The 24,436-nt window shown below is 67.6% G+C and carries 26 protein-coding genes; 15 read left to right on the top strand and 11 right to left on the bottom strand.

Annotation, left to right across the window (positions count from 1 at the left end; translation table 11 throughout):
• The first annotated feature begins 36 nt into the window (after window positions 1–36).
• Window positions 37–168: a hypothetical protein gene (locus ABTU82_RS00735; RefSeq protein WP_276308329.1), complete on the top strand. Its 132-nt coding sequence runs from the start codon at window positions 37–39 to the stop codon at window positions 166–168.
• A 143-nt stretch (window positions 169–311) separates the two neighbouring features.
• Window positions 312–1,670: an NADP-specific glutamate dehydrogenase gene (gene gdhA / locus ABTU82_RS00730; RefSeq protein ID WP_407171023.1), complete on the top strand. Its 1,359-nt coding sequence runs from the start codon at window positions 312–314 to the stop codon at window positions 1,668–1,670.
• A gap of 63 nt (window positions 1,671–1,733) precedes the next feature.
• Here gdhA and ABTU82_RS00725 read toward each other — a convergent pair whose 3' ends face one another.
• Window positions 1,734–2,081: a DUF7882 family protein gene (locus tag ABTU82_RS00725; RefSeq protein WP_407171022.1), complete on the bottom strand. Its 348-nt coding sequence runs from the start codon at window positions 2,079–2,081 to the stop codon at window positions 1,734–1,736.
• A gap of 144 nt (window positions 2,082–2,225) precedes the next feature.
• On the opposite strand from ABTU82_RS00725, the gene ABTU82_RS00720 reads away from it, so the two are divergent.
• Window positions 2,226–2,594 (top strand): hypothetical protein, encoded by a 369-nt coding sequence (locus ABTU82_RS00720; protein WP_407171021.1) that lies wholly within the window; start codon window positions 2,226–2,228, stop codon window positions 2,592–2,594.
• Window positions 2,595–2,767: 173 nt separating this feature from the next.
• On the opposite strand, the gene ABTU82_RS00715 is transcribed toward ABTU82_RS00720, so the two are convergent.
• The 3 genes from ABTU82_RS00715 to ABTU82_RS00705 all read right to left on the bottom strand — a co-directional run bounded on the left by ABTU82_RS00715 (window position 2,768) and on the right by ABTU82_RS00705 (window position 5,797).
• Entirely contained in the window at window positions 2,768–3,532 is a 765-nt protein-coding gene (locus tag ABTU82_RS00715) for an SDR family NAD(P)-dependent oxidoreductase (protein ID WP_407171019.1), read from the bottom strand.
• A gap of 295 nt (window positions 3,533–3,827) precedes the next feature.
• On the bottom strand, window positions 3,828–4,499 hold the full coding sequence (locus ABTU82_RS00710) for a response regulator transcription factor (protein ID WP_407171017.1): 672 nt from the start codon (window positions 4,497–4,499) through the stop codon (window positions 3,828–3,830).
• Window positions 4,490–5,797 carry a sensor histidine kinase gene (locus tag ABTU82_RS00705; RefSeq protein ID WP_407171015.1) on the bottom strand — a complete coding sequence of 436 codons (1,308 nt, stop codon included), beginning with the start codon at window positions 5,795–5,797 and terminating at the stop codon, window positions 4,490–4,492. The genes ABTU82_RS00710 and ABTU82_RS00705 overlap by 10 nt, the downstream gene beginning before the upstream one ends.
• 129 nt (window positions 5,798–5,926) lie before the next feature.
• Between ABTU82_RS00705 and ABTU82_RS00700 the strand changes: the two genes are divergently transcribed.
• From ABTU82_RS00700 to ABTU82_RS00680, 5 genes are all read left to right on the top strand, one after another.
• A complete protein-coding gene (locus ABTU82_RS00700) occupies window positions 5,927–6,823 on the top strand; it encodes an ABC transporter ATP-binding protein (RefSeq protein WP_407171014.1) in 897 nt (298 codons plus the stop codon).
• Window positions 6,820–7,596, top strand: coding sequence for an ABC transporter permease (locus ABTU82_RS00695; protein ID WP_407171012.1), 777 nt, complete (start codon window positions 6,820–6,822; stop codon window positions 7,594–7,596). The genes ABTU82_RS00700 and ABTU82_RS00695 overlap by 4 nt, the downstream gene beginning before the upstream one ends.
• Window positions 7,597–8,018: 422 nt before the next feature.
• Window positions 8,019–8,621 (top strand): helix-turn-helix domain-containing protein, encoded by a 603-nt coding sequence (locus ABTU82_RS00690; protein WP_407171010.1) that lies wholly within the window; start codon window positions 8,019–8,021, stop codon window positions 8,619–8,621.
• Window positions 8,622–8,761: 140 nt separating this feature from the next.
• On the top strand, window positions 8,762–8,938 hold the full coding sequence (locus ABTU82_RS00685) for a hypothetical protein (RefSeq protein WP_407171007.1): 177 nt from the start codon (window positions 8,762–8,764) through the stop codon (window positions 8,936–8,938).
• Complete coding sequence (locus ABTU82_RS00680; RefSeq protein ID WP_407171005.1) at window positions 8,935–9,192, top strand: hypothetical protein; 258 nt, start codon at window positions 8,935–8,937, stop codon at window positions 9,190–9,192. Before ABTU82_RS00685 ends, ABTU82_RS00680 begins: the two co-directional genes overlap by 4 nt.
• A gap of 100 nt (window positions 9,193–9,292) precedes the next feature.
• On the opposite strand, the gene glnA is transcribed toward ABTU82_RS00680, so the two are convergent.
• Window positions 9,293–10,717, bottom strand: a complete 1,425-nt coding sequence (gene glnA / locus ABTU82_RS00675) for a type I glutamate--ammonia ligase (RefSeq protein ID WP_116646533.1) — start codon at window positions 10,715–10,717, stop codon at window positions 9,293–9,295.
• Between the two features lie 132 nt (window positions 10,718–10,849).
• Here glnA and ABTU82_RS00670 point away from each other — a divergent pair, with 132 nt between their 5' ends.
• Complete coding sequence (locus ABTU82_RS00670) at window positions 10,850–11,242, top strand: RDD family protein (RefSeq protein WP_116646534.1); 393 nt, start codon at window positions 10,850–10,852, stop codon at window positions 11,240–11,242.
• Between the two features lie 7 nt (window positions 11,243–11,249).
• On the opposite strand, the gene ABTU82_RS00665 is transcribed toward ABTU82_RS00670, so the two are convergent.
• Complete coding sequence (locus ABTU82_RS00665) at window positions 11,250–11,960, bottom strand: DUF4191 domain-containing protein (RefSeq protein ID WP_116646535.1); 711 nt, start codon at window positions 11,958–11,960, stop codon at window positions 11,250–11,252.
• A gap of 118 nt (window positions 11,961–12,078) precedes the next feature.
• Here ABTU82_RS00665 and ABTU82_RS00660 point away from each other — a divergent pair, with 118 nt between their 5' ends.
• Window positions 12,079–13,332, top strand: coding sequence for a hypothetical protein (locus tag ABTU82_RS00660; RefSeq protein WP_407170999.1), 1,254 nt, complete (start codon window positions 12,079–12,081; stop codon window positions 13,330–13,332).
• Between the two features lie 37 nt (window positions 13,333–13,369).
• On the opposite strand, the gene sucB is transcribed toward ABTU82_RS00660, so the two are convergent.
• Genes sucB through ABTU82_RS00645 form a run of 3 tightly spaced genes read right to left on the bottom strand, consistent with a single transcriptional unit; the run spans window position 13,370 to window position 18,018 of the window.
• Window positions 13,370–15,124, bottom strand: a complete 1,755-nt coding sequence (sucB, locus tag ABTU82_RS00655) for a 2-oxoglutarate dehydrogenase, E2 component, dihydrolipoamide succinyltransferase (protein ID WP_407170998.1) — start codon at window positions 15,122–15,124, stop codon at window positions 13,370–13,372.
• Window positions 15,125–15,178: 54 nt separating this feature from the next.
• Window positions 15,179–16,552, bottom strand: a complete 1,374-nt coding sequence (lpdA, locus tag ABTU82_RS00650; protein WP_116646538.1) for a dihydrolipoyl dehydrogenase — start codon at window positions 16,550–16,552, stop codon at window positions 15,179–15,181.
• The gene (locus tag ABTU82_RS00645; RefSeq protein WP_407170996.1) at window positions 16,549–18,018 is read right to left on the bottom strand and encodes a leucyl aminopeptidase; all 1,470 of its coding nucleotides are present in this window, start codon (window positions 18,016–18,018) and stop codon (window positions 16,549–16,551) included. The genes lpdA and ABTU82_RS00645 overlap by 4 nt, the downstream gene beginning before the upstream one ends.
• An 83-nt stretch (window positions 18,019–18,101) precedes the next feature.
• Here ABTU82_RS00645 and ABTU82_RS00640 point away from each other — a divergent pair, with 83 nt between their 5' ends.
• From ABTU82_RS00640 to ABTU82_RS00630, 3 genes are all read left to right on the top strand, one after another.
• Complete coding sequence (locus ABTU82_RS00640; RefSeq protein ID WP_407170993.1) at window positions 18,102–19,031, top strand: proteasome assembly chaperone family protein; 930 nt, start codon at window positions 18,102–18,104, stop codon at window positions 19,029–19,031.
• Between the two features lie 213 nt (window positions 19,032–19,244).
• A complete protein-coding gene (locus ABTU82_RS00635) occupies window positions 19,245–20,564 on the top strand; it encodes an RNA polymerase sigma factor (protein WP_116646541.1) in 1,320 nt (439 codons plus the stop codon).
• A 12-nt stretch (window positions 20,565–20,576) separates the two neighbouring features.
• Window positions 20,577–21,275, top strand: coding sequence for a coenzyme F420-0:L-glutamate ligase (locus ABTU82_RS00630; RefSeq protein ID WP_407170990.1), 699 nt, complete (start codon window positions 20,577–20,579; stop codon window positions 21,273–21,275).
• Window positions 21,276–21,341: 66 nt separating this feature from the next.
• Here ABTU82_RS00630 and ABTU82_RS00625 read toward each other — a convergent pair whose 3' ends face one another.
• Entirely contained in the window at window positions 21,342–22,364 is a 1,023-nt protein-coding gene (locus ABTU82_RS00625) for a sugar-transfer associated ATP-grasp domain-containing protein (RefSeq protein WP_116646543.1), read from the bottom strand.
• A 45-nt stretch (window positions 22,365–22,409) separates the two neighbouring features.
• Here ABTU82_RS00625 and ABTU82_RS00620 point away from each other — a divergent pair, with 45 nt between their 5' ends.
• Window positions 22,410–23,084, top strand: a complete 675-nt coding sequence (locus ABTU82_RS00620; RefSeq protein WP_407170988.1) for an alanine racemase C-terminal domain-containing protein — start codon at window positions 22,410–22,412, stop codon at window positions 23,082–23,084.
• On the top strand, window positions 23,081–24,130 hold the full coding sequence (locus tag ABTU82_RS00615; RefSeq protein ID WP_407170987.1) for an alanine racemase: 1,050 nt from the start codon (window positions 23,081–23,083) through the stop codon (window positions 24,128–24,130). Before ABTU82_RS00620 ends, ABTU82_RS00615 begins: the two co-directional genes overlap by 4 nt.
• Here ABTU82_RS00615 and ABTU82_RS00610 read toward each other — a convergent pair.
• On the bottom strand, window positions 24,127–24,351 hold the full coding sequence (locus ABTU82_RS00610) for a DUF7455 domain-containing protein (protein ID WP_121149441.1): 225 nt from the start codon (window positions 24,349–24,351) through the stop codon (window positions 24,127–24,129). The genes ABTU82_RS00615 and ABTU82_RS00610 overlap by 4 nt on opposite strands.
• Window positions 24,352–24,436: the final 85 nt, after the last annotated feature.

Below are 24,436 nucleotides of genomic sequence, written 5' to 3'. Positions count from 1 at the left end.
TTGGCTGGTGGAACACCACGATCACAGGAGGATGCCATGACTGACAAGAGCAACCCGAACAGCACCGACTCCCTGTCGCAAGACGACGACGCCACCGGCGCTGGCTCGGAATCGCCCGAAGAAGGCGCCGCAGCGATGGACGACGCAGAGGACGCCGTCGAGAACTGACGGAGCGGCGATGGCGGGGGATGCGGTGGGAGCCCCGCCGGCGTCATATTTTCGGACGGGGCCGCTCGTCTGGATAGGGTGAAGTCCGGCAGCCGCACAACCCGAGCGCGGCGGCTCACATCATCCGGCCAGAAAGCTCCACCATGACCGTGACCCCGTCCGCTCTGCCCGACACCGTTCGCAACGTGTATTCGAGCGTCGAGAAGCGCAATCCGCACGAACCCGAGTTTCTTCAGGCCGTCCGAGAGGTGCTCGAGTCCATCGCTCCCGTGCTGGAGCGATACCCCCAGTTCGTCGAGGGCGGCATCCTCGAACGGTTGGTCGAACCCGAGCGTCAGATCCTCTTCCGCGTACCGTGGGTCGACGATGCCGGCCGCTTGCAGGTGAACCGGGGCTTCCGTGTGCAGTTCTCTTCGGTTCTCGGCCCCTACAAGGGCGGTCTGCGCTTCCACCCATCGGTGAATCTGTCGATCATCAAGTTCCTCGGATTCGAGCAGATCTTCAAGAATGCGCTCACCGGGCAGGGCATCGGCGGGGCCAAAGGCGGCAGCGACTTCGACCCGCACGGACGCTCCGACGCTGAGGCCATGCGGTTCTGCCAGTCGTTCATGACTGAGCTCTACCGCCACCTCGGCGAGCACACCGACGTTCCGGCGGGCGACATCGGTGTGGGCGCCCGCGAGATCGGCTATCTCTTCGGGCAGTACCGGAAGATCACGAACCGCCACGAGTCGGGGATGTTCACGGGTAAAGGCGTCCAGTGGGGCGGTGCGGAGGTGCGCACCGAGGCGACCGGCTACGGCGCCGTCTTCTTCGCTCAGCAGATGTTGGCCGTCCACAGCAGATCGCTCGACGGTCTCAGGGTCGGAGTCTCAGGCTCGGGCAACGTCGCGATCTACGCGATCGAAAAGGCCTGGCAGCTGGGTGCAACGCCTGTCACCGCATCCGACTCGTCCGGGTACGTCGTGGACCACGAGGGAATCGATGTCGCGCTCTTACGGCACGTGAAGGAGGTCGAACGCGCGCGGATCCACGAGTACGCGGCGCGGCGTCCGTCCGCTCGGTTCGTCGAGGGGGCCCGCCCGTGGGAGGTCGCGGTCGACATCGCCGTCCCGGCCGCGACGCAGAACGAGCTCGACCTCGACGATGCGCAGACACTCATCGCCAACGGTGTCTGTGCCGTATCGGAGGGAGCGAACATGCCCTCTACTCCCGAGGCCATCGCCGCCTTCCAGGGCGCGGGAGTTCTCTTCGGTCCTGGCAAAGCAGCCAACGCCGGCGGAGTCGCCACATCCGCACTCGAGATGAGCCAGAACGCGGCGCGCCAGAGGTGGAGCTTCGACGACAGCGAGCGTCGGCTCCGTTCCATCATGGCAAGCGTCCACGACGCGGCCTTCGACGCGGCCGAGCGGTACGGTCACCCCGGTGATTATGTGATCGGCGCGAACTCCGCCGGCTTCGAGCGGGTCGCGCACGCGATGCTCGCGCAGGGCGTCATCTGACGCGTGCGGTACACACGCGGCCCGATCATCGAGTTCGGAACGGGGGGCGTCTGAACCCCACCATCAGCTGTCGGCGTTCGACCCTTTACTCGGGGAGGGCTCGGGGATCAGACGAAGACCCCCGGTTCCGTTGGCGAGATCGGCGAGTTGGCTCAGCCACTTGCGGTTCAACGGCAGATCACTGCGCTCGTCAAAACTGAAGTAGAGCGACGAGCTCGATGAAATCCACACCGTGCCGTGGAGACCGGGCTTGGCGAGAGCGTCGTCGCCGTGTACGTCGGGCTCGTTGTCCCAGTTGAAGCCGAAGCTCTCGTTGCGTCGGAGCTTCGTGAGCATGACGGCACGCAGGTGCTCGAGACCCCGATCGTCGATGCGTATGGCGGGCGCAGTGCCGTAGATGAGGTGTCCCATGTGTGTTCCTTCTCGAACAAGCGTGGGGATCGCAACGATCCGCGCGCTATCGAAGGCTACAACACGCGTGTCCGTGAGGCCCTAACGCACGCGGCGTCCAATGGAAAGGGGGCGGGTGTACGCGCGATGGGGGAGTACATGTGGATGATGCACAGGATCCACTACGCGGGCGACTCGTTCCTCACCGGCTCGGACATCGCACGTGCTCTCTTGGAGTATGCGCAGGTGCTCGCATCCGTAGGGCAGGCGGCCACCGTAGAGATCCCGACCCTGTCTGACGACGGCACCCCCGGCCGATCTATCATCCTCATCGGCCCCTCGAGTCAGGTCATCGCCGGAACGGAGGACTCGGCTCATCCTGAAATCCTCGATCCTGACCTGGTCGCGTCGATGGCGTCCAGCGTCGAGCTGCTTCAGCACCCAGCGGGGTCATCGTCAGTCGTCACGGCTCGTACTCGCGCCCGGAACCGGGAGTGGGAGAACGACGAATGGGACGGGCTCGACGTCATCTAGCCCAACGCTCCACGACATCGCGGTGTGCATCGTCGCGGTCGACGCCCTAGTCGACTCCGCTTGTCCTCCGAATGGGGGACGGCCTCATAGCCGGCGTCGTCGATAGCCACGCCGCACGCGGACTCCGCGTGGTATCGCGGAGGTGAGCTTCGTGGAGCCCGAGTCGGGCGCGCTCAGTTGCCTCCGGTAACTCGGAGGTCTGCGCCGGACGTGAATGCGGCGCCCGGACCGAAGAAGTAGGCGACGGCATCGGCGACCTCGTGGGGATGCGCAGCGCGGCGCAGCGGGATGCCGGGGGCGCGCTCTTCGGGAGCGTTCGGGCGCCCGCCATCCGCGTGGATGGTCGTGTACGTGGTGCCGGGTGAGACGGTGTTCACGCGCACGCCCTGCGGGCCGAACTCTTTCGCCAAGCCGGTGGTCATCGCGTTGATCGCGGCTTTGCTCATCGCATACGGCACGTAGGTGTTCGGCGCGCCGCTGGTCGCAGCGCCGGAGGAGATGTTGACGATCGTGCCGCCTTCGCCGCCCCTTTCCGTCGACATCGCTTCGAGCGCTGCACGGGTTACGGCGATGGGCGCGAGGACATTGATGCGCAGCATCCGCTCCACTTCGGCGAGGTCGATGCCGATGTAGTCGCCGATCCGCATGGTGATCCCGGCGTTGTTCACGAGGCCGGTCAGTCGGTCGTACTCGGCGAGTGTTGCCGGGACCACGCCGGCGGCGTCGTCGAGGTCTGCAAGGTCCGCCCGGATGAGCAGCACCCGCGCGCCCAGGGCTCGGCACGCTGCCGCGACGGCCCCGGCTTCATCACGGGCGACCCTGTAGGTCAGGGCGAGGTCATGGCCGTCAGCGGCAAGTCGCTCTGCGATGGCGGCGCCGATACCGCGGCTACCGCCGGTGACGATCGTGACGGGTCGGGGTCCGGTCGATTGCATCATTCGGCAAGCCTACGTTTCGCCGGCGTGCGACCAGGATGCACAGTACGAGGACGCGGGTGCCACCTCCACCGTGTTTCCGCGGGTTGTGGGCCGTTGAAACGTCCTCACACCGGCTCCAACGCCGGAATTGATGATCCTTCTATGCGACCTACGGACGTAAGAGATGAGACCCCGGACGTCTCGGCGCTCGCAGTGACCCGAGCAACGGTGTCTGACGAGTCGCTGCAGGAGTTTCTCGAAGACATCGACAGCATCGTGCGCCTCTAAGGGCTCGGGAGTAACGCGTCGACTCTGCTCACTCGTCGGTGAGCCCCGCATCGTGCACGATGCGAGCGATCTGCACGCGGTTGGTGGCCTCGAGCTTGGCGAACAGGCGCCCGATGTGCGTTTTGACGGTCGCGACCCCCATGTACAGCGATGCCGCGATCTCGGCGTTGGAAAGGCCGCGACCGACGGCGACGGCGACGGCGCGTTCGCGGTCGGTGAGCCGCCCCAAGAGCGCTACAGCGTGGGTGCGCCGGTCGTCGGAGCCGCTGCTGACCGCGGCGATGAGCTGCGCGGTGACGCTCGGCGAAAGGATCGACTCTCCTCTGGCCACCCGGTGCACGCCGTCGACGAGCTCGGTGGGCGAGGTGTCTTTGAGGAGAAAGCCGACCGCACCGTGGCGCAGGGCGTCGAGGACGAGATCGTCGGTGTCGAACGTGGTCAGCACGATGACCCGCGCCGGGTCGGCGCGCGCCGTGAGCGCCTTGGTGGTTTGGAGGCCGTCCAGCCGCGGCATGCGGATGTCCATGAGTACGACGTGCGGGGCAGCGGTTGCGATCATGTCGAGCGCCTCGCGCCCGTCGGCCGATTCGCCGACGATGGTGATCGCCGCATCGCCGCCGAGAATCATCCGGAGTCCTGCGCGAACGAGGGCGTCGTCGTCGACGATCGCCAGGCGGATGCTTCGCTCCGTCACGCCCATGGCAACCTCGCCGTCACGACGAAGCTGCCGTCGCTGTCGATGCCGTGAGCGAGGGTTCCGCCGGCAAGTTCGGCACGCTCCTGCAACCCGGTGAGCCCCATGCCGCTGCCCGCGGTCAAACCCGCGGATGCGTAGCCCACCGAATTGCGCGCGGTGACCCAGAGCTCGTCATCCCGACGCTCTAGGCGCACCGTCACGGGCGCACCGGGCGCGTGTTTGCGGGCATTGGTCAGGGCCTCCTGGATGATGCGGTAAGCGGTGCGCGAGACCGCCTCGGAGAGGTCGTCGAGTGCGAGGCCATCCGCATCCGTCGTCACCTGCATCCCGGCGTCGCGTCCGTCGGCGACGAGGGCGGGCAGCGCCGCGAGCGTGGGCTGCGGCGGTTCCGCGCGCCCCTCGTCCTCGGCAAAGGCGTTCTCCGACGCCCCGCGGGCCTGCGCCCCACCATCGACATCGCGGAGCACTCCCAGAATCTGGCGCAGTTCGGTGAGCGCCAGTTGGGCGTTGTTCTGGATGACCGCCGCGGCCTCCGCCGTTTCGTCGCGGGTGAGGTCGGTGCGGTAGGTGAGGGCTCCGGCGTGGAGGCTCACGAGCGAGATGTGGTGCGCGAGCACGTCGTGCATCTCTCGGGCAATGCGGGTGCGCTCGGCCTCGCGGGCCGAGTCTTCGCGCAGGGCCTGTTCGCGCTCGGCGGTCCTCGCTCGTTCGCGCAGTGAGGCCAGCAGGTCACGGCGCGCGCCGATGTAGAACCCTGTCGACACGCAGATCGCGTACACGGCAACGGCGACGCCGCCCGACGCCCACCGAGAGATGACCTCGCTCGCGACACCCGGCACACTCGGGCGCAGCACGAATTCGTAGAAGAGGGTGCAGACAATCCAGACGAGCCCGACGACGACCACGGGACGCCACCGCCGCCGGGTGCTCATCGACACGATCGCGAGCATGGCGGGGCCCACCGAGAAGACCGAGACGGCCGAGAGGCAGGCGGTCAGCACGGCGACGAGCAGCGGAAAGCGTCGGCGCAGCGGCAGGAGCGCCGTGGCGATCAAACCGAGGACGAGATCGAGGATCGCAAACGCACCGATCGCGGCGTTCTCGTCGGCGGGGAGGCTGTCGGGGTTCGGGCCGATGTACTCGGCCACCGTGAAGATCCAGAAGAGAAGGCCGACACCGAGAGCGACGAGATAGCGCCAGATGCGTGACCACGGTCGAAGCGGTGGGGCGGCGGATGCGGCGGGCAGACGCACCGCGTCTTTCCGGACAGCGCGCACGGGGAGGCTCGGGCGGACGGTCACGTTTCGAGCCTAAGACGCGCGTCGCGACATCCGCTCACCCCTTCGGCTCGGTCGCCTCCGACCAAAGGAGGAGGCGACCGAGACCGCGCTCCGATTTGCGGGGAGCGTAACCGCGCGACGCTGGAACACATGATCACCGCAGAGAACCTCACCAAGAAATACGGCGCGAAGGCGGTTGTCGATGACGTGTCGTTCACGGCCCTCCCCGGCCGGATCACCGGCTTCCTCGGCCCCAACGGTGCAGGTAAGTCGACGACCATGCGGATGCTGTGTGGTCTCGCCGCTCCGACGTCGGGATCCAGCACGGTGTTGGGCGTGCCCTTCCACGCGCTCGACAACCCCGGGCGCGATGTCGGAATGCTGCTCGACGCGAGCGCCCAGCATCCGGGTCGCACCGGTCGCGAGACCCTGGCCATCTCGGCTCACCTCATGGGCCTGCCCGCGAGCAGAGCAGATGAACTCCTCGAGGTCGTCGGGCTCACCACCCGCGAGGGCGCCTCGCGCGTGCGCGGCTACTCCCTCGGGATGCGTCAGCGACTCGGTATCGCCAGCGCCCTGCTCGGCGAGCCGGACGTGCTGATCCTCGATGAACCCTCGAACGGACTCGACCCCGCCGGGATCCGATGGATGCGGGAACTCCTCACCTCCTTCGCCGCCCGCGGCGGCACCGTACTGCTGTCGTCGCACCTGCTGCTCGAGATCGAGGCCGTCGCAGACGACCTCGTCATCATCGGGCAGGGTCGCATCCTCGCCCAGGGGAGCGCCGCCGACCTTCTCGCGACGAAGGGCACGCAGGTGGAGAGCCTCGACAACGCCGAACTCGCCCGAGCCCTCACCACAGCCGGGTTCGAGGTGACGACGACGCCGACGGGGCTGACGACCTCGGCAACCGTCGAGGAGGTCGGGCGGCTCGCCCTCGCCGCCGCGATCGCTGTGACCGACCTTCGTCCCTCGGCGAACGCCGGGCTCGAGGAACTGTTCTTCTCCATGACCGCCCAGCACGGGCGAGAGGATGTGTCCGCATGACCACGCTCACCCCTGCCGTCCCCCGCATCCGCTCTTCTCAGGGGATTCCGTTTCTGAGGCTCTGCGCCGTCGAGCTGCGCAAGCAACTCGACACCCGCGCCGGACTCTGGCTGCTCGTGTCGATCGCCGTGATCAGCGCCGGGTTCATCGCGCTCAACCTGTTCACCGCCGAGTCGGAGTTCGTCACGTGGACGAACCTCACGGGGGCGGCCTCCACCGGGCAGTTGTTGCTGCTTCCGCTGATCGGCGTGATGGCGGCCACGAGCGAGTGGTCTGCGCGCACGGCTCTCACGACCTTCGTGCTCGAGCCGCGTCGCACGCGCGTCAACGCGGCGAAGATCGCCTCGGCCAGCTCACTCGGCGTCGCGATGATGGTCGTGACGCTCGGGGCGAGCGCGCTCGCGAACCTCATCGGCATCGTGTGGCTCGGCGGCGACGGATCGTGGGCGCTCGACGGGGGAGTGGTAGCCGGAACAGCGCTCGCGCTCGTGCTGCTCGTCATTCAGGGGGTCGCGTTCGGGCTCGCGTTCTTGAGCACGCCGATCGCGATCGTGGCGTACCTCGGGTTGCCCACGGTGTGGACGGTGCTCACCCTCACGGTCGAGTCGCTCCGCGAACCCGCGCAATGGCTCGACACGAGCGTGACCTTCACAACCCTCATGACGGGCGAGATGACCGCCGACGACTGGCCGAAGCTGCTGGTGTCGGTGCTGATCTGGGTCGGAATCCCGCTCGCCTTCGGGCTGTGGCGCACGGCTCGACGCGAACCCTGAGGCGGGGTGCCGGGGGAGAGCGCACGTGGAGCGGTCTCGGGTAGCTTTCCCCCATGGGCGCAGACAGGAGTTCGAGAAGGTCGTCGTCCTCAGGGGGTACTCAATGCACCGCGTTTGCCACGCACCAAGTACGTGTCCCTACGCGTTGCTACGCGTGAGACCCCGAAGTACAGCTCGTGTTGGGCGAAGGTGCGGTCAACCCCGTGATTCCGGGGACGCGGGGTATTGATCGGGGTCATATTCGTGGACACTTCGGGTCGTTTCTGGACGCTCAATGGACACCTCGCCGCGAGCAGGCGACTGCTGCTGCTGCTCCGAGACTCCGAACATCTGACCTTCCACTTGCGCCTCGTCCACGCTAGGCGATCATCGGTCTTGGCGAGTGCGTTGATCATCTATGCGTGCACGCATAGCATGGTGTTATGACAAGTCCGTCCACCCTCCTACGCGATGCGCGTCGTCGTGCTGGCATTTCGCAGGCGGAGGTCTCGAGGCGCAGCGGGATCGAGCAGTCGACGATCAGTCGGATCGAGGCGGCGACCTCCGACCCTGGATGGGAGACGATGACCGCTGCCCTGGAAGCGTCTGGGTGGACCGTCAAGATCGAGCGTTCCCCGACTGCGTCGCTCATTCCGACTCGCGAGATCGCAAAGTCGATAAGGGGGTGGTTGCGCAGGGGCGAGGACTGGACCGCGATGCTCGACATGGTTGAGGCTGCCGGTCGTATCCGCGCGCTCGGTGCTCTCCCGGAGGGGGGCCTGCCGCGGTGGGCCGTCGAGGAACCTGCGTCGACCGGTGACCGAAAATGGGACACTCTTCTCGCGACCGGGATGGCCTACTCCATCGAGATGATCGGCGGCACACCGGAACTGTGGATGGACAACGTCCCTCCGTTGAGCGAGCCCACGATGTTGACAAGCGACGATCCGGGTGATGAGTACCGGGCCAGGCTCCGGGCGCAGACTCCGGCGCGATTCCTTGCGAAGAACATCCTCACGCGCGACCGCGACTGGACGACTGCATGACAGAGCTGCGGATGATCCGCGCGGACTAGGTCGGCGGTCTCATCTCTGAGCTCGTCAGCAGATGTGAGGAGCAAGGCGTCCGGGTCGACGCGTACCTCGTCGGTGGCGCTGCCCTGACCCTTCAACTTGAACGCCCGCGGATGACCCCCGACCTGGACGTCCTGCTGCTCAATCCCGACCCGAGGATCATGTCCATTGCGGAAGCGATGGCGGACGAGCTCAATCTCGACCCGGCGTGGCTGAACTCGCGCGCGTTCGCTTTACGACACCTCACGCGCCGCGGTCGCGGCGGTGCTTACCGAGAGGCCGACGAATGAGTGAAGTACTCCGGGTCGATGACATGACCGCGCATCCGGTGTCGGACGACTCCTACGTGGTGATGCTGGGGGATTCAACCAGCGCCACCCTCGGACGAGTGTGGCAGGTCCACCAGTCATGGTGGGCCGCATTCCGATTCCACGCTGTGGTGGACGAATACGGCAACTACTACGGCGACTCCGCGCCGCCGGAGCTGATCGCCATGGTCCCCTCGCTTGAGGATGCTGTGCGCGCGTACGGGCCGCAAACATGAAAGAGCCCCCCGGATCCGTTCCCGGGGGGCTCTTCAGAGGATTCTGCGGACTAAACGCGGACTAGACGCCCGTTCTGCCCCGCAATCCCGGTGGTTGTGGCTAGACGCCGAAGTACAGCTCGTACTCGAACGGGTGCGGACGCTGCGCGATCGGCTGGATCTCGTTCTCGATCTTGTACTCGATCCAGGTGTCGATGAGCTCCTGGGTGAACACGCCGCCGGCGAGGAGGAACTCGTGGTCTGCGCGAAGCGCCTCGAGCGAGTCGAGAAGCGAGTTCGGAACCTGCGGGATGTTCTTGGCCTCTTCGGCGGGGAGCTCGTAGAGGTCCTTGTCGACGGGCTCGTGCGGCTCGATGCGGTTCTTGATGCCGTCGATGCCTGCCATCAGCTGAGCCGCGAACGCGAGGTACGGGTTGCCCGAAGCATCCGGTGCGCGGAACTCGATGCGCTTCGCCTTCGGGTTCGAACCCGTGATCGGGATGCGGATCGCGGCCGAGCGGTTACCGGCCGAGTAGACCAGGTTGACCGGGGCCTCGAAGCCCTTCACCAGACGGTGGTAGCTGTTCAGCGTCGGGTTGGTGAACGCGAGCACCGCGGGCGCGTGGGCCAGCAGACCGCCGATGTACCAGCGCGCGACGTCGGAGAGCCCGCCGTAGCCGGTCTCGTCGTAGAACAGCGGCTTGCCGTCCTGCCACAGCGACTGGTGGGTGTGCATACCCGAGCCGTTGTCGCCGAAGAGCGGCTTCGGCATGAAGGTCGCGACCTTGCCCCACTGCTCAGCGGTGTTCTTGACGATGTACTTGAACTTCAGGATGTCGTCGGCCGCGTGCAGCATCGTGTCGAAGCGGTAGTTGATCTCCTGCTGACCGCCGGTGCCGACCTCGTGGTGCGAACGCTCGAGCTCGAAGCCCGCCTCGATCAGCTTCAGCGTGATGTCATCGCGGAGGTCAGCCGTCTTGTCGACGGGGGAGACCGGGAAGTAACCGCCCTTGTAGGGGGTCTTGTTGGCGAGGTTTCCGCCCTCTTCCTCGCGGCCCGTGTTCCAGGCGCCTTCCTCGGAGTCCACCGAGTAGAAGCTCGAGTTCTGCTTCACCTCGAAGCGCACGTCATCGAAGATGTAGAACTCGGCCTCGGGGGCGAAGAACGCGGTGTCGGCGATGCCGGTGGAGGCGAGGTACTTCTCAGCCTTCTTGGCGACCTGACGCGGGTCCTTCGAGTAGATCTCGCCGTTGCGCGGGTTGTAGATGTCGAAGACCATGACAAGCGTCTTCGCTTCGCGGAACTGGTCGAGGTACGCCGTGGTGACGTCGGGGATGAGCTGCATGTCGGATTCGTGGATGTTCGCGAATCCGCGGATCGAGGACCCGTCGAACAGCTGTCCGACGGTGAAGAACTCCTCGTCGACGGTGGCCGCGGGGATGTTGAAGTGCTGCTGCACACCCGGGAGATCCGTGAAACGGATATCGAGGAACTTGACGTCCTCTTCCTGGATGAAGCGCAGAACCTCGGACGAATCTTTGAACATGAAGACTCCAGAGGTAGCGAATCGGGATGTGCCGGCCGCTAGGCCTGACCAGTCGAACCTATCGGCAGGGCATTGCTCGCCAGTGTCCCATATGTTTCCGGGATGTTACGAGCCCGTGGTTAGGCTTGCCGGATGACCTTCGCCCCGTCCGACTTCCCCGGTGATCGACTCGGATACCCGAAAGAAGGTCCGGGATCGGTCGCGCGCCTCGGTCGACGCGTCGGTGCTCTCTTCATCGACTACGGCGCGGCCTACCTGATCTCGGGATTCTTCGCGTGGGACGCCGTCGCGATCTTCGTGATCTTCGCGGCGATTCAGATCGTCTTCCTGCCGACCCTCCAGGGCAGCCCCGGGCACCGCCTCGTCGGGCTGCGCCTGCAGCGCCTCGACGGCGGCTGGGTGGGGCTGTGGAAACCGGTGATCCGTACCGTGCTGCTGATCCTCGTCATCCCCGCGGTGATCTGGGACGCCGATCAGCGCGGCCTGCACGACAAGGCCGTCGGAACGGTCCTCGTACGCCGCTGACGCAGGATCAGCGCGGACGCGGGGCGCGCGCCTTCGTCGGGTCGATGCCCTTCGGGATCGGCAGCGACGCGAGCGACTGCGACACCGAGTCGACGCGCTTGATGACCGCGGCCATGGACGCACGGTCGACCTTCTTGGGCAGCGACTTGATCGCCGAGGCGAGGTTCTTCACCTCGACATCGTCGTCGCCGTGCCCGAGATAGAGCACCGTCACCGGCACACCAGAGGCCACGCGCTGGATCTTCGAGCGCTCTTCGTTCACCAGACGGGTGAGACGGCCGCGCGAACCCTCGCCGACGAGAACGACGCCACCACGGCCGATGGCACGGTAGACAGCCTCCTGCGTGCGGGGGTTCACACCCACCGGCATCTCGGACGCCTGCCAGTGACGACCGAGCGACGTCGAGAGCACGTGCCCCGCGGCGCCCGGCATGCCGTCGATCTTGCGGTACATGGCCTTGGTCGATAGCCGCGTCATCGTGATCATGGCGGCCAGGATGCCCGCGAGAAGGCCAGTGAAGCCCCAGAGGATGACGCTCCAGATCGCGAACGGCGGGATCAGGAATCCGATGCCGATGCCCAGGGCGATACCCAGAACGACGATGCCCGCCAGCACGTAGGGGAGCCATTTGTAGGCATCCCGCGTGAATGTGAACAGGGTGCGGAGCTGGGAGAAGAAATTGGGGCGCTTCTCAGGAGCGGTGGGTCGAGCGGCCATGGTTCGATTCTAGCTTTCGCGTTGCGTCGTCTCCTCCCCAGCCCTGGAGGGGTGATCGATCATGCACTTCTGAGCATCATCGTCTTCCTCGCGCGACGCGGATGACGAGCATCGGAACATGCTCTCCCCGCCGATCTCGCAGGCATTCGACACCTTCCGCACCGTGCGATCGGTGCAGCCACCCGGGAGTCCGTTCGACGCCAGGATCGCAGAGAGCGTGGACGGGCGAACGATGATGCTCGCCGACCGCTCGGCGGTCGCCGACCTGCCCGGATGGAGTGCGCAAGACCACGCGCATCTTCTCGCGCCGGTCGACATCGTGCGTCGCGCAGACGGTCACGACGCCGTCTTTCCCGTGCTCACCGAGAGTGTGACGCAGTTCTTGCAGAGGCGGCAGGATGCTGGCGCACCGGTCGCCGGCGGAGAAGCCGTCACCATCGCCGTGAGCATCATTCGCGGCCTGTCGGCATCTCTCCTGCGGAACGAATGCGCGGAGGGCGAGTGGTGGCTCACCGACGACGGTCGGCCGCTTCTCGTGGAGGGGGTCGGCCACGAGACCGCTCGCGAAGCGTCCGCGCGTCTTCTGACCACCATGGCAGAGTGCCTGCCCCGCACGCGTGTCGGCGCGACCCTGAATGACGTCGCCGATGCCGTGCGGCAAGCTGATGCAGCGCGGATCGACGCGGAGTGCGAAGACGCGCTCTTCGCGTGCGCCGAGCCGGAGCCCCTGCTGACCGAGGTCTTCGGCCCGCGGCGGGCAAGACATCTCACGCCGACCCCCGAGACCGATCAGCCGCCGCGTGAGCGGTCCCTCTGGCGACGCCTCGCGTTTCACATGGACGCAGACCTCGCCGACACCGCGTCGGACGTGGTGCATGCCATCGTCCGCCGCATCCGTCGATCCCCGTCTCGCCGACGGCCGATCGTCATCGCCGTCGTGATCGCGGGCCTTGTCGTGGTGGCCGGGCTGCTCTGGCCCACCGACGGGGACGACGCCGACCCGGCAGCGGATCCGGCGCCGCAGGCTTCTGCAACCCACACCGACGGCGGAGGGCAGTCGTCGGATGAACCGGCCCCTGTGACTGGCGATCTCGCCGCCGTCACAACCGAGCTTCTCGATCGCCGCATCGCCTGCGGCGACAGCGCGTGTCTGGCGACGGTGCTGGAAGATCCGGCGCGGAAGCTCCCCGCGGGCGTGATCAATCACCCCGCGGAGGCCCGTCGGGCCACGCTCCTCGACGACCTGGGGGGAATCGTCGTCGCCCGGGTCGACTCGCTATCGGGCCGCGGCACGCAGATCATCACGGTCGTCGAGACCACAGACGGATGGCGCATCCGCGACGTACACGACGTCACCGATGCGCCATCCTGAGCCTCGGCGGGGCGGTGAACCCCGGGAGGATCGATTCTCAGATGCCGAGCTGGCCCTCGAACTGGGCGGCCTCCAGGCGCGCCTTGACTGCCCCGAGGAAGCGGGCTGCGTCCGCTCCGTCGATGATGCGGTGGTCGTACGAGAGGGCGAGGTAGACGTACGAACGCACAGAGATGGCGTCCTTCCCGTCGACCGAGACGACACCCGGCTTCTTCACGACCGCGCCGAGGCCGAGGATGGCCGACTGCGGGAGGAAGACGATCGGGGTGTCGAACAGCGCGCCGCGCGAACCGGTGTTGGTCAGCGTGAACGTGCCACCGGCCAGCTCGTCGGGCTTCAGCTTGTTGTCGCGGGTGCGCGCGGCGAGATCGGCGATCTCACGCGCCAGCTCGGCGAGGTTCTTGCCACCCGCGTCGCGGATGACCGGGGTGAGCAGTCCGCGCTCGGTGTCGACGGCGATCGACACGTTCTCCGACTCGGGGTAGACGATGGAGTCGCCGTCGACCGTGGCGTTGACGATCGGGAACGCCTGGAGCGCCTCGATCGCGGCGAGGGCGAAGAACGGCAGGAACGAGAGCTTGTCGCCCGTCTTCTCTTGGAACTGCGCCTTGACCGCGTCGCGGTAGGCCGCGACCTTGGTGACGTCGACCTCGACCACGGTCGTGAGCTGCGCCGTGGCCTGCATCGATGCCACCGCACGCTCGGCGATGACCTTGCGCAGGCGCGACATCTTCTGCGTGGTCCCGCGCAGCGGCGAGACCTCGACCGGCGCCGGTGCAGCCGCGGTCGTCGCGGCAACGGGTGCAGCGGCGGCCGGAGCCTTTGCGGCCTCCGCCGCCTTCAACACGTCTTCCTTGCGGATGCGTCCGCCGACACCGCTTCCGGTCACGGTCGAGAGGTCGACACCCTGCTGGTGGGCCAGACGACGCACCAGCGGCGTCACGTAGGTGACCTCGTCGTTCGACGCGACGACGGAGTCGGCGGGAGCCGGAGCGGCCTCGGCCTTGGGAGCGGGTGCTTCCGCCTTCGGCGCGGGAGCGGCGGGTGCCTCGGCCTTCGGCGCCTCGGCCTTCGGAGCTTCCTCGACGGGCTTCTCGGCAGCCGGAGCCTCGGGCTCGGCGGCGGGAGCCTGGGCCTTCGGAGCCTCGGGCTCGGCCGGGGCCGCGGGGGCCGCGCCGCTGCCGATGCGCGCGAGCGCAGCACCCACCTCGACGGTCTCGTCTTCGGCTACCAGGATCTCCTGTAGCTTGCCCGCGACGGGGGAGGGGATCTCGGTGTCGACCTTGTCGGTCGAGATCTCGAGGAGCGGCTCGTCGACCGCGACATCGTCTCCGACGGCCTTCAGCCACCGGGTGACGGTGCCTTCCGTGACGCTCTCGCCGAGCTCGGGGAGACGCACCTCGGTCGCGTCGCCGGAGTCGGCGGGAGCGGCCTCGGCCTGCGGCTCAGGGGCGGCAGCGGGAGCCTCCGGCTCGGGCTGGGCCTGCTCGGCGGGCTCCTCGGCCGTTTCGGCAGGCGCTTCGTCGGCGGGGGCCGACGACGCCGGGGCGGACGAACCGTCACCGATCTTGGCGAGGATGGCGCCGACCTCGATGGTCTCGTCCTCCTGGACGAGGATCTCTTCGAGGACGCCGCTGACCGGCGAGGGAATCTCGGTGTCGACCTTGTCGGTCGAGATCTCCAGCAGACCTTCGTCTTCCTGGACGGTGTCGCCGACGTTCTTGAGCCAGCGGGTGACCGTTCCCTCGGTGACGCTCTCTCCGAGCGCGGGGAGGACGACGGAAGTGCTCATGAGCTTGTCTCCTTCAAAACCGTAAGTGGTTCTAGCTTAGTGACGCGAAATGCGTCAGAGCGTGTGCAGCGGTTTGCCCGCGAGAGCGAGGAACGCTTCTCCGAGGGCTTCGCTCTGCGTGGGGTGTGCATGGACGAACGGTGCGATGTCTTCTGGATGCGCTTCCCAGCCGACTGCCAACTGCGCCTCGGTGATGAGTTCGCCGACGCGATCGCCGACGAGATGCGCACCGATGATCGGGCCGTCCTTCTTGCGAACGATCTTCACGACACCGGGGGTGCCGAGGATCTCGCTCTTGGCGTTACCCGCCAGGTTGTACTCGTACGCCACGATCGCGTCGGCGCCGTGTGCGGCGACGGCATCTGCCTCCGTGACGCCCACCGACGCGACTTCCGGTCGCGAGTATGCGACGCGCGGGATCTGCTCGTCGGGGATGAGAACCGGCGAACGTCCGGCGATCTCCTCGGCGACGAAGATGCCCTGTTGGAAGCTCCGGTGCGCCAGCTGCGGGCCGACCACGATGTCGCCGACCGCCCAGACATGCGCGACATCTGTCCGGAGCCTCTCATCGGTGCGCACGAAGCCGCGGTCGAGCACGACGCCGGCCTCTTCGTAGCCGAGGCCCTCCGTCGCTGCGGCCCGACCGACGGCCACCAGCACGTAGTCGGCGGTCAGTTCGGTCCCCTCCTCCAGCCGCACGGTGACGGAATCGCCCGTCTGGGTCAGCGAGTCGAAGCGCACGCCGGTCCGCGCGACGATCCCTCGCTTGCGGAACGCGCGCTCGAGAGCCTTGCTGGACGACGCATCCTCGGTCGGCAGCAGTCGATCGAGGGCTTCGACGATGGTGACCTCGGCGCCGAGCGAGCGCCACGCGCTGGCGAACTCGACGCCGATGACCCCGCCGCCCAGAACGACGACGTGGTCGGGGATGACGTCGAGCTCGAGAGCATGCTCACTGGTGAGCACGCGGCCCTCCACCGCCAGGCCGGGCAGGGTGCGGCTGTACGAGCCCGTCGCCAAGATCACATCGCGACCGCGGTAGACGTCGTCGCCGACGCGTACCGCCGGCCCCTCGACGAGAACACCTTCGCCCGAGACGACGGTGATGCCCCGAGCGCTGACCAGCCCCTGGAGCCCCTTGTACTTCTTCGAGACGACGCCCTGGCGGTACTCGCGCACGCCGGCGGCGTCGATGCGGTCGAGGTGCACGTGCACACCCACGGATGCTGCGTCACGCGCGGTGTCGGCGACCTCGCCGGCGTGCAGCAGCGCCTTGGTGGGGATGCAGCCCCGGTGGAGGCATGTGCCGCCCAGCTTGTCTTTCTCCACGATCACGACCGAGGCTCCGAGTTCCGCCGCACGGAGGGCCGCAGCGTATCCACCGCTGCCTCCGCCGAGGATCACGACATCGGCCGTGTGGTCGGTCACCGCTGGGCCTCGGCGGCCAGGAGTTCGATGAGCGATCTCGTCGCCGCCCCGGTCACTCCCTTATCGGTGAACCCGAAGGCGCCGCCCTTGTTCATTCCGACCCCGGCGATGTCGAGGTGCAGCCAGGGGATCCGCGCCGCATCCGCGTCGTCAGACACGCGCCCGACGAACCGCTCGAGGAAGAGGCCCGCGAACATCGTGCCGCCCGCAGGGTCGCCCATCTTGGCGTTCTGCAGGTCGGCGATGGGGGAGTCGAGCTCGTCGCGCATGTGCTCCGGCAGGGGGAGACGCCACGCCAGCTCTGCGGAGCGGTCCGCGGCGGCGAGGTAATCCGCGACAGCGTCGTCGTCGCCCATCACGCCGGTGTGCCTCGTGCCGAGCGCGACGGTGACGGCGCCGGTGAGGGTGGCGATATCGACGACCAGGTCAGGATGCTCGCGGCTCGCTGCCACGAGGCCGTCTGCGAGAACGAGTCGCCCCTCGGCGTCTGTGTTGGTCACCTCGACGGTCTGACCGTCGAGCATCCGCAGCACGTCGCCCGGGCGGGTCGCGCGACCGGACGGCATGTTGTCGGCAATGCAGAGCCAGCCGGTGACCCGCACCGGCAGCTGCAGCGCGGCGGCGGCCCGCACCACGGCGAGAACGGTCGCAGCCCCGCACATGTCGTACTTCATGCCCACCATCGACGCCGCCGGCTTGAGCGACAGACCGCCGGTATCGAACGTGATGCCTTTGCCGACGAGAGCCACGTGGCGCGTTGCGCCGGCGGGCGCGTAGTCGAGACGCACGAGGCGTGGCGGACGGTCAGAGCCCTGCCCGACGCCGAGGATCCCGCCGAAACCGTCGGCGCGCAGGGCGTCCTCGTCCCACACACGCACGTCGACGGCGAGGTCGGCGACGGACGCCTGGGCGCGTTCTGCCAGATCGGCCGGGCCCAGCCACTCGGCCGGAGTGGTCACGAGATCCTTCACGAGGGCGACGGCATCGCCGATGGCCGCCACGGCGGCCACATCCTCGGACGACGGAGCGGCCTCGGTGTGCACGGTGACCTCGGCCGCTCGCGAAGCGGGGGCCTTCATCGCATACCCCGTGAAGCGGTACCCGCCCAGCGCGGCGCCCTCGGCCAGCGGTCGCCAGACGTCGCCGTCCGCGCCGGGAGCGGAGAGAGCAACCCGGTCGAACCCGGTGAGCGATCTGATCCCCGTGCCCGCAGCATCCCGCAACGATCCGGCGTCGTCCTTACGTCCACGCCCGGCTACGGCCAGGGGGAGCTCGACTCCTTCGGCGACGATGCGCTGGTACGAACCCGCGCCGCCGGTGAACCCGATACGGCGCAACTGCGCCGCGAGTCCGGGCCATCCGTCGATCTCTGTGGTGTCGTCGAGATGCGGAAGTACGAGGAGGAGCGCGTCGGCATCGGCCTCGCGGACCGATGAGCTGCTGTGCGCGAGACGGGGAAACGGCATGTCTCCATCCTAAGGAGCGCTGTTCGCTGTCAGCGGGACCCCCGCGCGGGTCCCGTGTCGTGCACGGCTTCTAGAGTGGAGGCATGCCCTCTTCAGCGCCGCTGTTCGAACGCGCCCCCTCGGCGCCGCCGGTGCCGCCGGGTCTGCCGCTCGTGATCGCGCTCACCGGCTTCACCGACGCGGGAGGAGCCGTCGCTCAGGTGGTGGAGTACTTCCGCGACGAGCTCGACCCGTCGCCGGTGTTCGCCTACTCCAACGACGTCCTGCTCGATTACCGCGCCCGACGCCCGATCATCTCGTTCGACGGCGATCGTCTCTCCGACTACCAGCCGCCTCGGCTCGAAGTCTCGCTCGCGCACGACGCTCTCGGACAACCGTTCGTCCTCCTCGCCGGCTACGAACCCGACTTCGCGTGGGACGCCTTCGCCGCCTCGGTCCTCGAGATCGCCGCAACGCTGCACGTCTCCTCGGTCACCTGGGTCCACGCGATACCCATGCCCGTCCCGCACACGCGTCCGGTCGGTACAACGGTGAGCGGCACTCGCGCCGACCTCATCGAGGCGCATTCGGTCTGGCGTCCGCAAACCCAGGTGCCCGCGACGATCGGTCACCTGCTCGAATACCGCTTCGCGGAGTCGGGGGCGCAGATCGCCGGCTTCGTGCTGCTCGTTCCCCACTACCTGGGCGACACCGAGTACCCCGCGGCCGCGTTGGCCGGTCTCGACAGCCTCACCGTCGCCACCGGCCTCATCTTCTCCGGCGACCGGCTTCGCGATGAGAACCGCGACTTCTTGACCAAGGTGCAGGATCAGGTCGAAGCGAGCGACGACCTGACTCGAATGATCGAAGGCCTGGAGGAGCGCTACGACTCCTATATGGCGGGCTCGACACAAGCGACGCCGATCATCCACACCGGCGACCTCCCCAGCGCCGACGAGCTCGGCGCAGAACTCGAGCGCTTCCTCGCCTCACGCCCGTCCGGTGAGGACGAACCGCGAAACGGCCTGGGCTGAGCGGAATATCGCACTGGACCCCGGTGTTATCCGGGGTGTACCCTTCCGCGCGCGTCAGGTCCGCTGCCCAACGTGTGCGACAATGAAGACCCTGACCCGTTGTCGACCGGTCGGCGTGTGCATCCGCTTCGCCGTTCGGACTTGACAAGGGTCTTACTAGTGTCCGAGAACGTCCGGCGGCAGCCGACGGACCTACCCGGCGAAAGGCGAAACGTGGCAGGCACGAGCACCAAGACCCGCACCCCGAAGGACACCGACCTCGACGACGTCGAGAGCGAGACCGCGGCAGCGCCCGCGAAGAAGGCCCCGGCCAAGAAGGCCCCCGCCAAGGCGAAGGCAGCCGCCAAGCCGAAGGCAGCGTCGAAGGCGAAGGCCTCCGACGAAGATCCCGAAGACGAGACCGAGCTGGACGGCGAGGTCGAGGTCGACGACTCGGACGACTCCGACGACGCGAGCGACGACGCTCCCGCGGCGGCGACCCCGAAGAAGGCAGACGGAGACGACGACGAGGAAGAGTCGACCAAGCCGGCCTTCACCGAGCCGCTCCCGACGGGGGCGATCGTCATCTCCTCCAGCGACGACGACGAGGTGCCGGTCTACTCGGCGCAGATCACCGGCGCCACGGCCGACCCCGTCAAGGACTACCTCAAGCAGATCGGTAAGGTTCCGCTGCTGAACGCGGCCGAAGAGGTCGAGCTCGCGATGCGTATCGAGGCCGGTCTGTTCGCCGAAGAGAAGCTGTCGCACATGTCGGCCGCCGAGAAGTCGAAGCAGCTCGGCCTCGACCTGCAGTGGGTTGCCCGCGACGGTCAGCGTGCGAAGAGCCACCTGCTCGGCGCGAACCTCCGTCTGGTCGTCTCGCTGGCGAAGCGCTACACCGGTCGTGGCATGCAGTTCCTCGATCTGATCCAGGAAGGCAACCTGGGCCTGATCCGTGCCGTTGAGAAGTTCGACTACACCAAGGGCTTCAAGTTCTCGACGTACGCCACCTGGTGGATCCGTCAGGCGATCACCCGTGCCATGGCAGACCAGGCCCGCACCATCCGCATCCCCGTGCACATGGTCGAGGTCATCAACAAGCTTGCGCGCGTTCAGCGCCAGATGCTCCAGGACCTGGGTCGCGAACCCACGCCCGAGGAGCTCAGCCGCGAGCTCGACATGACCCCCGAGAAGGTCATCGAGGTGCAGAAGTACGGCCGCGAGCCGATCTCGCTGCACACCCCGCTCGGCGAGGACGGCGACAGCGAGTTCGGCGACCTGATCGAAGACACCGAAGCGGTCGTCCCGGCCGACGCGGTCGGCTTCACGATGCTGCAGCGTCAGCTCGAGTCGCTTCTCGATTCGCTCTCCGAGCGCGAGGCCGGCGTGATCCGCATGCGCTTCGGCCTGGGTGACGGGCAGCCTAAGACCCTCGACCAGATCGGCGACACGTTCGGCGTGACGCGCGAGCGCATTCGTCAGATCGAGTCGAAGACCATGGCGAAACTCCGCCACCCCAGCCGGTCGCAGTCGCTGCGCGACTACCTCGAGTAAGCGGGAGCCTTCGTGACCGACGCAGCAAACGCCGGTAAAGCACTCACCACGATCGTCGACGGTTCGTCGTTCGCTCGCATCCCGATCCGCACACGGGTCGTGTTGCCGGGCGACGACCTCGACACGTTCCTCCGCGAGTACGCGGTGGGGGCCGTCGTGGCCGGAGACATCCTCTTCGTGACCGAGAAGATCGTCGCGATCACCCAGGGTCGTTCCTACCTGGTCGAAGACATCACGCCTCGCCGCCTGGCGCTGTTCCTCTCCAAGTACGTCACGCGCACGCCGTACGGCATCGGCCTCGGCATGCCCGAGACGATGGAGATGGCGCTCCGTGAGTGCGGCACGCCCCGCATCCTCTTCGCTGCCGCGGTCTCTGCGGTGACGAAGGCGTTCGGGCGCAAGGGCGACTTCTACCGCATCGCGGGAGACAAGGCCCGCGCGATCGACGGCCCGACCAAGGGCACCATCCCGCCGTACAACAAGGCGGTGGTACTGGGACCCGAGCGCCCGCGCGAGGTCGCGTCGCACGTCAAGTCAATGCTCCCGGTCTCCGCCGAGGTGGCCGTGGTCGACATCAACGACCTGGGCGGCAACATCCTCGGCTCCACCCTCGACAAGGCCGGTGAGCGACGCCTCCTGGCAATCCTGTCGGACAACCCTCTCGGCCAAGGGCACGAGTCGACACCGCTCGGTGTGGTCCGCAAGGTCTGACACACGACGAAGCCCCGTTCTCGTCATCCCGCATCGGGATGTCGGCAACGGGGCTTCGTGGTTTCGTCAGAAACCGATCGCGGCCTGGTAGCGGGGCTTGTGACCGGTGCGGATGCCGGTGACGCTGGGCTTGTTCTCGTACACTCCTGCGCCCCAGTTGCCCTCTACGAGCACCGGACCGTCGGCCGTCACGACGATGTCCCACCCCACGTACTGCACCTGGGGGACCACGCGCGCGACGCGGTCGACGAACGCGCGCACCTCGTCTATCAGTGGCAGTTGGAAGTCTGCGATACGGAAGCCCGAGTCGGGGTGCGTCTCGTGCACGTGACCGTGCGAGTCGTACCCGGGACCGACTGCTCGGCCCGATTCGTCGAGCATCGTGTAGAAGCCTCCGAAGGTCATCTGGTCGCTGACCGCGCCGCGACCGAACTTCTGCGCCATGGCGAGGATGTGGGTGCGCTGACCGTCGAAGAATGCTGTCACCCGGGTCGTATTCACGGTGCCGGGGCAGACGGCGGCGAGGTCGGGATGCTGCGAGATGACCTCTTCGATGAGCAGCTCGCCCCGCTCCCACAGGCCGCGGTGGAACTGCGACCAGTCCTCGACCTCGGCCGCGTGATAGCGGTGCACCCCGGTGCCGGCCTGACCGACGGGCTCCTTCGTCACGATCGTGCCGAGCCGCTCGGCGAACGCTTTCACCTCGTCGGCGTTGTCGGCCGTCACCACCATCCAGTCGCGGTGCAGATGCTCGCTGAAGACCTGGTCGAACTCGACCTTGTCCTGGAAGATGTGCCGATAGTCGGGGTGGTCGTACTTCTGCGAGATCTGGTTCGAGACGGGGTGCGTCATGTACGTGGCCCGCTCGGCACGGGTCAGGATCGAGAAGTCGTAGTCGACGTAATCCTGGAACCCGACATTGCGGAAACCCGCCTGCCAGAGCATGTCGGCGACGATGAACGGCGTCCACTTCCCGTGGTCGCGCGAAGCCTCGCGCGCACGCTCGAAGACGGATCCGACGTCGATGCGTCGGGCGCGCCCGACGAGGTAGCGAAGGCGGGGCGCGAGGGCGAAGCCCTGGTCTGGCATACGAGCTCCGGGGTCGGCGGACGAGACCCCGTTAGTCTAGTTGTCGTGACTGGGGCCTTCCGTGAGAGAGCAGAGAGCCGGCCCGATCGCACTCCGCTCGCCACCGTCTCGAGGGCCGCGCTGATGCAGAACGCCGTCTCCTCCCAGGCCCGCACGTACTCCTCCCGCCTCCTTCGATCAGACGCCTGGGGCCACGGCACCGATGTCGTCGTCGATGTCCTGTCGGAAGCCGGGCTCACTCCGGCCGATCCAGCTGACGCGGCGGCGCCCGACCCCGTCGACCCCGTCGCGCTCTTCGGGCTTCCCGGTGCCCCCGCAGCATCCACCCCCGCGCTGCGGTTCAGCGGGGCGGTCCTCGCGACGAAGAATCTCCGCGCCGGCGAGGGCGTCTCGTACGGGTACCTCTACCGCGCGGCAGCCGACACCCGCATCGCACTCGTGACCGGCGGGTACGGGCAGGGGGTCGTGCGCTCCCTGGGCGGCTCCGTCGCCGTGACGATCGGTGGGCACCGCCGTCCGATCGTCGGACGGGTCGCGATGGACGTCTGCGTCGTCGAGATCGCGGATGCTGCGATCCAGCGCGGCGACGAGGCCGTCTTCTTCGGCGATCCCGCCCGCGACGAGCCGTCGCTGGGGGAGTGGTGCGCCGCGACCGGTCTCTCCGGTGGCGAACTCGTCACCGCCGCGGGACTGCACGCTGCACGACGGGTCATCGCGTGAGCGCCGCACTGCACGTCGATCTCGATCTCTTCGCGGCGAACCTCGCGCGGGTGCGGCAGACCGTCTCGCCGTCCGAGCCCATGCTCGTCGTCAAGAACGACGCCTACGGTCACGGCCTCGTGCCCATCGTGCGTCGCGCCGCCGCGGAGGGATTTCGCTGGTTCGGCGCCTTCGACGTCGGCACAGGGCGCGTCGTGCGCCGCGAGCTCGGCGAGGTGGCCCGCATCTTCGTGTGGATGACGGCGACAGCCGACGACGCCGTCGACGCCGTCCACGACGACCTCGATATCGGCGTGGGAGATGCCGCGTCACTCGAAGACGTCGCGGCGGCGGCTCGGACGCTCGCACACCGGGCCCGCGTCCACCTCAAGATCGACACCGGTCTGCACCGCAACGGCGTGCGGCCCGAGGAGTGGCCCGCGTTCGTGGCGCGGGTCGCCGCGCTCGTCGCGGAGGGCCTCGTGGAGGTCGTGGGTGTCTGGAGCCACATCGCGGAAGCATCCGACGTCGACGACGACGACGCCCGGCGCATCTTCGACGCGGCGGTGGCGGCGGCCGAGCAGGCCGGTCTCCGTCCGTCGCATCGACACCTGGCGGCGAGCGCGGCCTCGTTCGCCCGTGCGGAGTTCCGGTACGACCTGGTGCGGATCGGCGCGTTCGCCTACGGCGTGCGCTCAGCGGGCGGGATAGACGAACGCGATCTGGGCGTGCGTCTGATCTCAAGCCTTCGCGCAGAGGTCACGAGTGTCGACGACGATGGCGCGCATATCGGGCTCGGGGCCCTCGACGGCCTTCCCAGCACGCTCGGCGGTCGTGTCGAGGTGCTCACGCCGGCCGGTGTTCGCCGACTCGAATCCGTCGGCGAGGACTCGCGCATCGCGGCATGGCCGTCGGCATCGGTCGGGGACGCGGTGACCGTCTTCGGCGGCGGTGACAACGAGAAATCCCCCACCGATCTCGCCGAAGCGATCGGATCGGTGGGGGAGGAGATCCTCGTGCGACTCTCGCCGCTGGTCCCTCGTCTGTACGAGGGACGAGTCGACTAGACGCTCTCGCTGAGACGAGCGGTCTCGTCATGCCACGAGGTGGCGATGCTGCGGAGCTTCTCTTCGTACTTGCGACCGTGGTGTGCGCAGAACAGCAGCTCGCTGCCGTTGACCTCGGCGGCGATGTAGGCCTGCGCGCCGCAGGAGTCGCAGCGGTCGGCTGCCGTGAGTCGGTAGTCGAGGACGGCGGTGTTCTCAGTCGGTGTCGATGTGGTGCTCATCTCGGTGCCTCCTCGGTGCAACGCGTTCGGGTGCGTGCATGACATGTAACCACGGGTATCCGGGGGGTATGCCGTCGCGTCCCGA

This window comes from Microbacterium deferens (assembly GCF_045517775.1).
Lineage (GTDB): Bacteria > Actinomycetota > Actinomycetes > Actinomycetales > Microbacteriaceae > Microbacterium.
The sequence above is the reverse complement of the archived record's forward strand: the minus strand, read 5'-3'. Positions and strand labels throughout refer to the sequence as shown.